9 protein-coding genes are annotated in these 12,004 nt (G+C 54.7%); 7 read left to right on the top strand and 2 right to left on the bottom strand.

Annotated features, from left to right (window positions below; all coding sequences use genetic code 11):
* Window positions 1-13: 13 nt before the first annotated feature.
* Window positions 14-187 (top strand): hypothetical protein, encoded by a 174-nt coding sequence (locus IFO68_RS16595; RefSeq protein ID WP_155804892.1) that lies wholly within the window; start codon window positions 14-16, stop codon window positions 185-187.
* Between the two features lie 51 nt (window positions 188-238).
* Here IFO68_RS16595 and trhP read toward each other — a convergent pair whose 3' ends face one another.
* Window positions 239-1,612, bottom strand: a complete 1,374-nt coding sequence (gene trhP / locus IFO68_RS16600; RefSeq protein ID WP_192016954.1) for a prephenate-dependent tRNA uridine(34) hydroxylase TrhP — start codon at window positions 1,610-1,612, stop codon at window positions 239-241.
* Window positions 1,613-1,915: 303 nt separating this feature from the next.
* Here trhP and IFO68_RS16605 point away from each other — a divergent pair, with 303 nt between their 5' ends.
* Window positions 1,916-2,899: an SPFH domain-containing protein gene (locus tag IFO68_RS16605; RefSeq protein WP_192016955.1), complete on the top strand. Its 984-nt coding sequence runs from the start codon at window positions 1,916-1,918 to the stop codon at window positions 2,897-2,899.
* The gene (locus tag IFO68_RS16610; RefSeq protein ID WP_192016956.1) at window positions 2,899-3,384 is read left to right on the top strand and encodes an NfeD family protein; all 486 of its coding nucleotides are present in this window, start codon (window positions 2,899-2,901) and stop codon (window positions 3,382-3,384) included. Before IFO68_RS16605 ends, IFO68_RS16610 begins: the two co-directional genes overlap by 1 nt.
* A gap of 184 nt (window positions 3,385-3,568) precedes the next feature.
* Here IFO68_RS16610 and rdgC read toward each other — a convergent pair whose 3' ends face one another.
* On the bottom strand, window positions 3,569-4,480 hold the full coding sequence (rdgC, locus tag IFO68_RS16615; protein WP_192017055.1) for a recombination-associated protein RdgC: 912 nt from the start codon (window positions 4,478-4,480) through the stop codon (window positions 3,569-3,571).
* Window positions 4,481-4,733: 253 nt separating this feature from the next.
* On the opposite strand from rdgC, the gene IFO68_RS16620 reads away from it, so the two are divergent.
* From IFO68_RS16620 to phoR, 4 genes are all read left to right on the top strand, one after another.
* A complete protein-coding gene (locus tag IFO68_RS16620; RefSeq protein WP_192016957.1) occupies window positions 4,734-5,972 on the top strand; it encodes an exonuclease SbcCD subunit D C-terminal domain-containing protein in 1,239 nt (412 codons plus the stop codon).
* A 15-nt stretch (window positions 5,973-5,987) separates the two neighbouring features.
* Window positions 5,988-9,752: an AAA family ATPase gene (locus tag IFO68_RS16625; protein WP_192016958.1), complete on the top strand. Its 3,765-nt coding sequence runs from the start codon at window positions 5,988-5,990 to the stop codon at window positions 9,750-9,752.
* A 133-nt stretch (window positions 9,753-9,885) separates the two neighbouring features.
* The gene (gene phoB / locus IFO68_RS16630) at window positions 9,886-10,575 is read left to right on the top strand and encodes a phosphate regulon transcriptional regulator PhoB (protein ID WP_046218890.1); all 690 of its coding nucleotides are present in this window, start codon (window positions 9,886-9,888) and stop codon (window positions 10,573-10,575) included.
* A gap of 77 nt (window positions 10,576-10,652) precedes the next feature.
* Complete coding sequence (gene phoR / locus IFO68_RS16635; protein WP_192016959.1) at window positions 10,653-11,957, top strand: phosphate regulon sensor histidine kinase PhoR; 1,305 nt, start codon at window positions 10,653-10,655, stop codon at window positions 11,955-11,957.
* Window positions 11,958-12,004 lie beyond the last annotated feature (47 nt).

Consider the following 12,004-nt stretch of genomic DNA (forward strand, 5'->3'; position numbering starts at 1 on the left):
GGGGGAGTGGTAAATGAAGGTGCGATTAGACCCCATAGCGTTGATTGTTGTTTCTATCTTACTGGGCTGGGGATGGACGGAGGTAACGACAGAGCCTGTATGCCAGCAGGAAATGGTGCAGCAGGGTGTGCGGTACACTATTCCTATCAAATGCTCAGATATTCCCAATGTGACGGTGAGTAGTTAGTCTGCCACCGTATTGCAGAGGAACAGCAATACGGTGGCGAACAGAAGCCTGTCAGACCGCGTTAGGGTTACGGGTGGTAGCGCCAGCGTTGAGATTGCGCATCAGTAACGCGAACGGTAGCGCCAGATCTTCCGGAACCGGAATAAACACAAAATGTCCGCTGCCTTTGGCATCTTCAATGGTTTCGGATTTACGGTTTTCCATGTGTTCCAGCGTAAAGGTGACATTACCGTTCGGTGTCATCAGCTCCAGGCTGTCACCCACCAGAAATTTATTTCTGACTTCGACTTCCGCCAGTGCACCGCGGCGCTTGCCGGTAAATTCACCCACGAACTGCTGGTTATCCGAAATAGAGTAACCATAGTCGTAATTCTGGTAAGCATCATGGGTGTGACGACGCAGGAAGCCTTCGGTGTAGCCACGGTGAGCCAGACTTTCCAGTGTCGACATCAGGCTTTCGTCAAACGGCTTGCCGGCCGCGGCATCATCAATCGCTTTACGGTACACCTGTGCCGTGCGGGCGCAGTAGTAGAAAGACTTGGTACGGCCTTCAATTTTCAGCGAATGTACGCCCATTTTGCTCAGGCGCTCAACATGCTGAACCGCGCGAAGATCTTTGGAGTTCATGATATAGGTGCCGTGCTCATCTTCAAACGCGGCCATTTTTTCATCCGGTTTGTGGCTTTCGCTCAGCAAAATGACCTGATCAGTCGGCTTGCCTTCACCCAGTGTGGGCGCGACGTCCTGCATTTGTACCGCGGAAGCGGCTTGTTGCACTTCTACAATCTGGCCGGCATCGTCTTCTTTGGCGGCTTCCGCCTTGTATTCCCAGCGGCAGGCGTTGGTACAGGTGCCCTGATTGGGATCCCGCTTATTCATATAGCCAGACAGCAGGCAGCGACCTGAGTAGGCCATGCAAAGTGCGCCGTGAACAAAGATCTCCAGTTCGGTTTGCGGGCATTTTTCACGGATTTCTTCGATTTCTTCCAGCGACAGCTCGCGGGAAAGAATCACCCGTTCAATCCCTTGCGTTGACCAGAATTTTACCGTCGCCCAGTTAACTGCATTGGCTTGCACCGACAAGTGGATAGGCATGTCAGGGAAGCTTTCTCTGACCATCATGATCAGGCCGGGATCAGACATGATTAAGGCGTCAGGGCCCATGTCGACAATCGGGGTCAGATCGCGGATAAAGGTTTTAAGCTTGGAGTTATGCGGCTGAATGTTGCACACCACGTAGAACTTTTTACCCTGGGCATGGGCTTCGTCGATACCTATCTTCAGGTTGTCGTGGTTGAACTCATTGTTGCGTACACGCAGGCTGTAACGGGGCTGGCCTGCATACACGGCATCGGCACCGTAGGCGAAGGCATAGCGCATGTTCTTCAGGCTGCCGGCAGGCGATAACAATTCAGGTTTAAACATAACTCGGGTTTCCCTTTTGGGTCAAAGTCTGATGTCAGATCAGGCCGCACTCCTGCTCACCGACAGGGCGAATTCATGGGAGGCGGAAAACAGAGGGCGAATTTTACTGTGAAGGCGGGGATCTGGCAAATATCCTGAATCTTGATAAGGGTATTAAGTAGCACAAAAGATGACAGCTGCTTAAAATGGATGTGAGCCATGTCTCATACTTTTTATGTTAGCGGTAAGAGTATTAGGGGTCTTAGCCGTTTAAGTTTACTTATTAACGGTGTTTTCTTATTGCATTGAGTTGGATATAAAAAAATGGATATAGCGTCGATCATTTCGTCTGTGTTTAGTATTTGGGTGGTGATGGCAATACTGGTAATTGTCATACTGCGTTCTTCTATTAAGTTTGTTCCGCAAAATACTGCTGTGGTCGTTGAACGATTCGGTAAATACCACAAAACCATGGAAGCGGGTCTGAATTTTATCGTGCCTATGATTGACCGGGTTGCCTACACCCAGACCCTGAAAGAGCAGGCGTACGATGTCCCGAGCCAGTCGGCCATTACCAAAGATAACATTTCCCTGATTGTTGACGGGGTGCTCTATATCAAGCTGATCGACCCTTACAAAGCCAGCTATGGCGTCGACAACTATATTTTCTCTGTCACCCAGCTGGCGCAGACCACCATGCGCAGTGAAGTGGGGAAAATGGACCTGGATAAGACGTTCGAAGAGCGTGAGAATCTCAATACGGCGATTGTGTCTGCCATCAACGATGCCGCCTTGCCATGGGGTGTTCAGGTACTGCGATATGAAATCAAAGATATTGAGCCGCCACGTTCAGTACTGGACGCCATGGAGCGCCAGATGAAAGCTGAGCGTGAAAAGCGGGCGGTTATTCTTGAATCTGAAGGTAAGCGCCAGAGCGAGATCAATATTGCCGAGGGTATGAAGCAGGCCCGGGTACTGGCAGCAGAAGCGGAAAGATCCGAGCAGGTTCTCAAAGCCGAAGGTGAAGCCCAGGCTATTCTGGCGGTCTCGAAAGCCGAAGCCGATGCGCTGGCGATTATCGGCCGGGTGGCATCTACCGAAGAAGGCCAGAAGGCAATCCAGCTGGATCTGGCGGGCAAGGCCATTCAGGCCAAAGAAGCGATTGCGAAAGAATCCTCTGTTGTTCTGCTGCCTGATGCTTCTTCTTCTGCGTCAAACATCGTGGCAGAAGCCATGACCATTATTCACCAGCTCAACCGTCAGCAGGGCAATTCGGCTAAAAGAACCGACCCGCAAGAGGAACAGTAATGATGACGGATTTTTTTGGACTGAGCCCGGCTCAGCTGACCATAGTGATCGGCCTTATCCTGCTGGCCGTCGAGGTCTGGATGCTGGGGCTGTCGACTATTGTTTTGCTGGCCCTTGGTGTGTCAGCCATCCTGACCGGTACGCTGGCACTGGTGGGTGTGGTACCTGAAACCATGACAGCCCTGGTGGCGGTCAGCGGTATCGGCGCGGGCGTATTGACGCTGCTGTTGTGGAAACCGCTGAAACGCTCGCAGAAAGCGGAAAAACCGAAACAAAATATCAGCAGTGATTTTATCGGCCTGACGTTCCGGCTTGATACCGCACTCAGCCATGAACAGCCGGGGACAGTAAAGTATTCCGGCATCAGCTGGAAACTGGTACTCAGCAGCGATTACACCGGTGAGCAGGTAGAAAAAGGCCGGGAAGTGGAAGTGGTGGCGGTGGATGTCGGTCGCTTTACTGTCAAGCCGGTGAATCACGCTTAAGCGAGTGTTTGTGAGGATTTCTTCCCTTGAAAAGGGGGAGGGACTGAACCGATTGCAGGAATCACAATGATTCCCTCCCTTTGGCAAGGGGAGGGTTAGGGTGGGGTTCGTGAAATGTGCACAGATTTGGCATTTGTGCTCGGTAACCCCCGCCTGGCCGCCCCCTTGAAAAGGCAATGCGTTGTCAGACGCGTTCTTCCATACCGCCCAGTTCTTCAAACAGGTTAGGCAGTATGGCGGACAGCTCACCGCACATTAATGACAGATCAGCATCCAGACGCTGCGCCATGTCTTCACGGTCGATGTCGTCATTTTGCTCTCTCAGCTCATCGGAAAATTTCAGGCGCTTGAGTGACAGATCGTCGCCCAGCACAAAATCGATGCGCTCCTGCCAGTTGATAGCCAGTTTGGTTACCACTTTATCGGCTTCGATATGGGCCAGAATTTCATCACAGCTCAGGTCCTGCTGCTTACAGCGGATCACGCCGCCGTCTTCCAGAATGGCTTTCAGCTCGGCTTCTTCACCTATGGTAAAACCGTTAGGGGACTCGCCGGAGCGCACCCATTCTGTCAGTGTCTGCGCGGCTGGTTTGGCCACAGTCACAGGCACAACCGGCAGGCTGCCGATGGATTTACGTAGCAAGCCAAGCAGATCTTCGGCTTTTTTGAAGCTGCCGGCATCAACCAGCAACAATCCCTGCGCAGGCATGATCAGCGCATAGGTGTGGCTCTGACGGCTGAAAGCGCGAGGCAGCAGATCCATCACGATCTCATCTTTCAGGGTGTCTTTTTCATTTTTCTTTAGTTTACGGCCCTGTTCTTTCTCCTGCATCTCCACTTTGGCATTCAGTGATTCTTTGATCACAGAGGCGGGTAGCATTTTTTCTTCTTTGCGGGCACAGATCAGAATGTTGTCCCCGGCAAGGTGAGTATACATATCACCGTGTTTGCCCAGTGCTGAAACCCAGCCGAATTTTTGAATATCCTGGCTACCACAAGGGGTAAAGCGGAATTCTTCCAGTTGCTTCTCAAGCTCTTCCGGTTTGAAGTCAATCTCGCGACTGAAGCGATAGGTAAGCAGGTTTTTAAACCACAGCATAGTTGTGACTGATCCTAGGTGTGTGCATTGGGCCGACAATCTTATACCCAAGTTGCCTCACTTTGCTAGGTTCAGTGAGGTTTGCAAGCAGCACGGACAGAGGCTGCCGTCGGTATTCCCGTGGCCTGGCGGTAGAAAATCGTGTCTGGCAGTCGCAATTTTTTCTGTTGATCTGACCGTGATAGCACTTGGCTGAGGTACAATCGGCCCTTATCTTTTCTCTGGATCTCTCAGTATTTACACTAACGGCATGAAAATACTTCACACCTCAGACTGGCACCTCGGGCATCAATTACATGGCTATCAGCGCGATTATGAGCACCAGCAGTTTCTAGACTGGCTGGCCGATACGCTGGAACGCGAACAGGTCGATGCCCTGCTGGTGGCCGGCGATATTTTCGACAGCGCCAATCCGCCAGCCAGTGCCTGGCGTATGCTGTACCGTTTTCTGGCCCGGTTAGCGAAAACCCTGCCAGAGCTGAACGTGGTGATGACGGGCGGCAATCATGATTCGCCCAGCAAGCTGGATGCGCCTCATGAACTGTTAAAAGCCTTTGACCTGCATCTGGTCGGTGGTATCAGCCGCGATGATCAGGGCCGGCTGGAGATGGACAGATTGCTGGTGCCGCTGACCAACCGCAGCGGCGCTACGACAGCCTGGGTGCTGGCGGTGCCGTTTCTGCGCAGCAGTGATCTGCGTACTGACGATCTCAGCGAAGATGACGATCGCCTGATCAAAGGTGTCGAAACGCTCTACCAGCAGGTGACCGACGCCGCCCGGAAGGTTCAGCAGCCAGGTCAGGCACTGATTGGCATGGGGCATGTCTATATGGCTTCCGGCCAGTTATCTGAAATGTCTGAGCGCCGGGTGCTGGGCGGTAACCAGCATGCATTGCCAGCCTCTGTCTTCCCTGATGATCTCTGCTATGCCGCGCTGGGCCATCTTCATCTTGCCCAGCGGGTCGCGAAAAAAGAGCACATACGGTATTGCGGCTCGCCGCTGCCTTTGTCGATGTCTGAACGCCACTACAAGCACCAGGTGGTATTGCTGGAGCTTGACGGGGAAAGCCTGTCGGGTATTACCCCGATCCCGGTACCCAGAGTGGTTGATATGCTCAGAGTTCCGGCTGAACCTCAGCCGCTGGATCAGGCTCTGAACGCCCTGAAAGCGTTAGCAAGCGGGGATGGTCCGAGGGAAACCCATCCTTATCTGGAAGTGCCGGTGCTGCTTGATAAACCTCAGGCGATGCTGCGGGAGAAAGTGCTGCAGGCGCTGGAGGGGAAAGCAGTCCGGCTGGCGAAGATAACCACCCATTATCGTCAGCAGCAAGACGCGCCTTCGCTTGAACATCAGCGCTTGTCTGAAGTGAGTCCGCAGCAGGTTTTTGCCCTGAGCTGGCAACAGAAATATGACGGACAGCCACCCAGTGCGATGTGTGAGGCATTCGAGACATTACTCACGCGCATTGACGACGAAGAAGATAAATAACGGCAGACAGAGACGATGAAAATTCTGGCTTTGAGGGGCGAAAATCTCGCCAGCTTACAAACACAGTTTGAGATTGATTTTGCCAACGGGCGTCTGGGCGAGGCCGGTTTGTTTGCCATTACCGGCAAAACCGGGGCAGGCAAATCAAGCTTACTGGATGCGATTTGTCTGGCGTTATACGACCGCATTCCGCGTTTACAGTCGAACAAAAAAAATGATGCGGAAATCGGACGCGGCGACGACGAGAACCGTATCAGAGCCAACGATGTCCGCAGTATTCTGTCGCGGGGCAAAGCGGAAGCGTTTTCCGAGGTCGACTTTCAGGCCAATGACGGCTCCCGCTGGCGGGCACACTGGCAGGTCCGCCGGGCCAGAGGCAATGCGGAAGGGCGTGTGCAGCCTTCTGAGCAATGGCTGGAAAACCTGGAGTCCGGGCAGCGGTTTGCGGGTAAAAAACAAGAAGTGCAGCTGGAAATCGAGCGTCTGATCGGCCTGACCTTTGAGCAGTTCCGCCGGGCCGTGATGTTGCCGCAGGGCGAGTTCGCGGCATTTCTGAAAGCGGCTTCTGATGAGCGCGCGTCTTTGCTCGAGCGCATGACAGGCGGTGAAATTTACGGCCGGCTGTCGGTGGCCGCTTACGAAAGAGCCAGAGAAGAGAAACTGAAACTGCAACAGCTGCAGGAAAAGCTGGGTGATATTGCCTTGCTCAGTGACGATGAAAAACTGGTATTGAACGCGCAGATCACTGCCCTGAAAACCCAGCTGGCCGAGCTTGATGCGCGGCTGGCGGCGCTGAGCCAGCATCAGCAGACGCTGAGCACAGAGAAAACGCTGCAGGAGCGGGTGGCGCAGAGTCAGCAGGCGCTGACTGAGGCGATCGCACACAGTACGCAGGCCACTCCCCGCACTGAATATCTGGCTAAGCTTGATACAGCCCAGCCGGCGCGGGCAGACTTTACTTTGCTGACCCAGTCTGTGCAGCAAATCGGCCGTTTGCAGGCCTCACTGAACGACGCTCAGCAAGCGTTAGCGCAGGATCAGCAGCAGCGACTGGATGCCGATCAGGCCGTAGTGCAAGCCCGGCAGTCACTCGAACAGGCACAGCAAGACTGGCTGCTGCTGGAGCCCAGGCTGAAACAGGCACAGATGCTGGATCAACAGCGACAGGGGCTGGAGCAGCAACATCAGCTGCTGGTGCAGGATGCTCAGGCGCTGCAACAGCAACTGGAGCAGGAAGACAGGGAATACCGGCACCAGCAGAGTGCACAGCAGCAGTTGCAGGCGCAGGGCCAGCAGTTGTCCAAGCAACTGGAAGACAATCGTACTCTGGCTGCGGTAGCCGAACAGTTCCAGCCTGTGCTGGATAACCTGAAACAATATCTGACCGCCCACCGTTCCTTGTCCCGGCTCAGGAAAGACATGCAGCAAGGGTTGCAGGAGCAGCAGGCATACCGGCTCAATGACAGCAAGCTGAAACAAGAGAGTGAGCACCTGCTGACACAGCGGCAACAGCTGGAAAAACAGCGGACTGAGCTGAATGTCGACGAGGTGAGCGCGGCGCAGGAGCAGAGTCAGCAGGCTTACCGCCGCCATCAGCAACGTCTTGATGATCTGCGTCAGGCGATGGCCGCCACACAGGAATGGTGTGGCTTGCTGGATCAGCAAGGCCGGCTGATGCAGGAGCGACAGGATCTGGAGTCAGCCCGTCTGCAGACAGAGCAGAAATTGCAGGCATTAGTGCCCGAGTTGAGTCTGCTCAGTGCACGGGCGGAAGAATCTGAATATCAGTTTCAGCAAAGTCAGGCCGTGCTGCAGCTGAGCGATTACCGTAGCCTGCTGAAACAGGATGAGCCATGTCCTTTGTGCGGCGGGCTTGATCATCCTTATGCCGCCAGTCATCCGGCAGTCGATAGCGTGCTGGAACAGCATAATCAACGCCGGCAGGCACTGGCGAAGCAGTTACAAGCGCTGGAAGGTGAACGCCATCATCTGGCGCAGCTGGTACCGCAATACACTCAACGCCTGGCGGTGATCAATGACGAGCTGGCCAGTATCGCTGCGGTAGCTGCGAAGATGGCGGTTCAGGCAGCCGATTGCGCCAAGGCATTGCACATTGAGTTTACTGAACAGATGCCCCTGGCCTCACTGCGTGAACAGCTGACTGCCTGGCAACATGAAGCCGGGCAATTATCCCCGCAACTGCGTCAGCTTCAGCAGCAGTATGAAAGCGGTCAGTTACACTTGCGGCAGGCCAGAGAACTGGAGCAGCAGTATCAGCAAGTGGTACAGGCTGAAAACAAACTCGCGCATGACATCCACCAGTTAGCTCAGGCAGAAGCAGGCCGGCAAGCCAGACTGACCTCGCTGGAAGAGCAGTGCGTTGAACAGCAGACCCTGCTCGGTCAGCGAGCCGAGACCCTGAACAAACAGTTCGGCAGCGAGGTCTGGCTGGAGGGCTTGCGTCAGCAGGGAGAAGAGCAATATACCCTGCAGTTAACCCGGCAGGCGGAGGATTACCTTAAGTGCCAGCAGGATCTGATCACCACAGACAAACAGCTGCATGCGTTGGCCCCGGAGCTGGCGCAGCGCCTGACCCGTATTCAGAATCTGCAGACACAACTGGCAGAAGCGAAGAACAAACAAGCGGCACTCAAGAGCCAGCTTGAGCAGCTATGGCAGGAAAGAAAAGCACTGGTGGGTGAGCAGGCACTCACTCCTATAGAATCGCAGCATAAAGCCGTAGTGGAAGCGGCCCGTCAGTCACTCAGCACCAGCGAGCAGCAGCAGCGGCAGGCCGGTGAGCGCCATGCCGCCACTCAGTCGGCCTTAAACAGCACGCAGCAACAATTACAAGAGGCCCAAACAGCGCACAGTTCAGTGCTGCAGCGCTGGCAGAGCTGGCATCAGAAGCTGGGGATGTCGGAGCAGGAACTGATGACCTTGCTAAGCAAGGATGAGGCGTGGCTGGCTGAGGAAAAAGCGGCGCTGCGAGTGATTGAGCAGGCACAGGCCGCCGCCCAGACCCGGTTGTCCGAGCGGGAGCAGTCGCTGAAAGATCATCAGCCCAGTGTGGATGCCGCCAAAGCCTGGCTGACCGCGCAGGGTATGGCGCCGGAGGCTGAACGCCAGAGTGAGCATCAGGCTCAGTGGCAAGCGGACAAGCAGGCACTGGAAGAGCAGCATTTTACCCAGCGACAGCGTGTGGTGCAGGCGGAGCAGGCCGAACAACTGGCCGGTACTCTGACTCAGCAGTTGCAACAGCAGCAAGCGAGTACTGAACTCTGGCTGGAAATGAGTGAGCTGATAGGTTCTGCCAATGGGAATAAATTCAGAACGCTGGCGCAGGGACTGACATTACAGCAACTGGTACTTCTGGCCAATGAGCATTTGCAGGATCTGGCGCCGCGCTATGCCCTTCAGCCTGTGCCGGGCAGCCCGCTGGCGTTGCAGGTTGTCGACCATGATATGGGCGATGAAGTGCGCAGTGTTGAGTCATTATCCGGCGGGGAGAGCTTTCTGGTATCGCTGGCACTGGCGCTGGCGCTGGCTTCACTGGCGGCTGATACCCGCCAGCTGGGTTCGCTGTTTATCGATGAAGGGTTCGGCACCCTGGATCCTGACAGCCTGGAAATGGCACTGGCCTGTCTGGACGCCTTACAGGCCGATGGCCGCCAGATTGGGGTGATCTCCCATGTCGGCACACTGGTGGAACGCATTGGTGTCCAGGTGGCGGTCGAAGCCATGGGCGGTGGCCGCAGTCGGGTACGGATCCTGGGCTAAGCGGGATAAATCGCGGATATCATGACAGTTTGATAGCAATCGGGTGAAGCTTTTCGCCTCTTGGTCACAAAAGTGTCATACTTTATTCGGATAATGGCGCCAGACAGAGAGCTATGACTTAGGTATCGAGATTATGGTTAGACGGATTCTAGTGGTTGAGGATGAAGCACCGATCCGCGAAATGCTGTGCTTTGTGCTGGAACAAAAAGGTTATCAGACAATTGAAGCAGAAGACTATGATTCTGCGCTGGAGAAGATCTGTGAACCTTTTCCTGAGCTGATTCTGCTCGACTGGATGTTGCCGGGCGGGTCAGGGATCAATCTGATTAAACACCTCAAGCGCGATGAGGTCACCCGCAGCATTCCCGTTGTGATGCTGACAGCGCGTGGTGAGGAAGAAGATAAAGTACGTGGGCTGGAAGTGGGCGCGGATGACTACATCACCAAACCTTTCTCTCCCAAAGAGCTGATGGCTCGTCTGAAAGCCGTGATGCGCCGTGTGTCACCGACGTCACTGGATGATGTGATAGACGTGCAGGGACTGAAACTGGACCCTGTCTCACACCGTGTGACTTCCAATGATGACCCGCTGGATATGGGGCCGACAGAGTTCAAGATGCTGCATTTCTTTATGACGCATCAGGAGCGGGTATACAGCCGCGAACAACTGCTGAACAATGTCTGGGGCACCAATGTCTATGTTGAAGACAGAACGGTTGATGTGCATATCCGTCGCTTGCGCAAGGCACTGGAGTGCGGCGGACACGATAAAATGGTACAGACGGTGCGTGGTGCCGGATACCGTTTTTCAACAAGGGTGTAATGACCACACAAAAGGACGATGAGTCAGTAGCTGGTTGTACGGCCGGGTTAAGCCGCAGTTACTGGCGGGAGAGGTGAATGGTAGAACGCTTGTCATGGAAAAAGCTGGTCCGGGAACTGGCTTTTTTTTATTTCCCCTGGGTTATCCTCGGGCTGATTGTTGGTTATATGCCCTGGTTTTTGCTGGCGGCCAGCTGGATTCTGCTGGGCTGGCACTGTCATCATCAACTTAAAATGTCCCGCTGGCTGTGGACGGATCGCAGCCTGACTCCGCCATCCGGTTCGGGCAGCTGGGAGCCGCTGTTTAACGGTATTTACCGCCTGCAGCAAAGAAACCGCCGCCGCCGCCGCGAACTGGCGACCTTAATCCGCCGCTTTCGCAATGGCGCTGAATCTCTGCCGGATGCGGTGGTGGTTTTTCGCAGCGAGGGCAATATCGTCTGGTGCAACAAACTGGCGCAGAATCTGTTGGGCCTTCGCTGGCCGGACGATGCCGGCCAGCCGGTCAGTAACCTGCTGCGCAGCCCGGATTTTGTCCGCTATCTGGCCAAACAGGATTTTGAAGATCCGCTGGAAATCACCTCGCCGCTCAATTACGACCGCACGCTGGAGTTACGTATCATGCGTTATACCGAAGGTGAATACCTGATGGTGGTGCGTGATATCTCGCAGCTCAAGCAACTGGAAGGGATGCGTCGCAACTTTTTTGCCAATGTTTCGCACGAACTGCGCACCCCTATGACAGTACTGCAGGGCTATCTGGAAATGTCCCGGGACCCGGATATGCTGGTTGGCCCGATGTGGGAAAAAGCCCACGGCGTGATGACAGAGCAGCTGACGCGGATGAATTCGCTGGTGGAGCAATTACTGACCCTGTCCAAAATCGAAGCGGCTCCTCATCTGGAGCTGGAAGACAGAGTCGATGTACCCGCCATGCTGGATGTGCTCGAAAAAGAGGCCATCTCGCTCAGTGGCGATAAAAATCAACTCTTTGAATTTAATGTCGATGAGTCACTTCAGGTATTTGGCGATGCCGATCAACTGCGTAGCGCCATTTCGAATCTGGTCTATAACGCAGTTAAGCACACGCCGCCTGAATGCAAAGTGACGGTACGCTGGTTCCTGTCGCCTAAAGGTCCGCGACTGGAGGTCACAGATACCGGCAGTGGCATTGAGCCGCAGCATATCCACCGGCTGACCGAACGTTTCTACCGGGTTGATAAGGCACGCTCGCGTGAAACGGGCGGCAGCGGCCTGGGGCTGGCAATCGTGAAACATGCCCTGAGTCACCATGATGCGTTTCTCGAAATTGAAAGTGTGGTTGACGAGGGAAGTACTTTCTCGTTTACGCTGCCGCAGCGCCTGATTGCGAAGGCAGCCTGATTCAGGTTGGGATGATATACAGCCGGCCCTGGGGGCCGGCAGAGGAG

Origin of the sequence: Photobacterium arenosum, assembly GCF_014841115.1 — a bacterium.
Taxonomy (GTDB): Bacteria; Pseudomonadota; Gammaproteobacteria; order Enterobacterales; family Vibrionaceae; genus Photobacterium; species Photobacterium arenosum.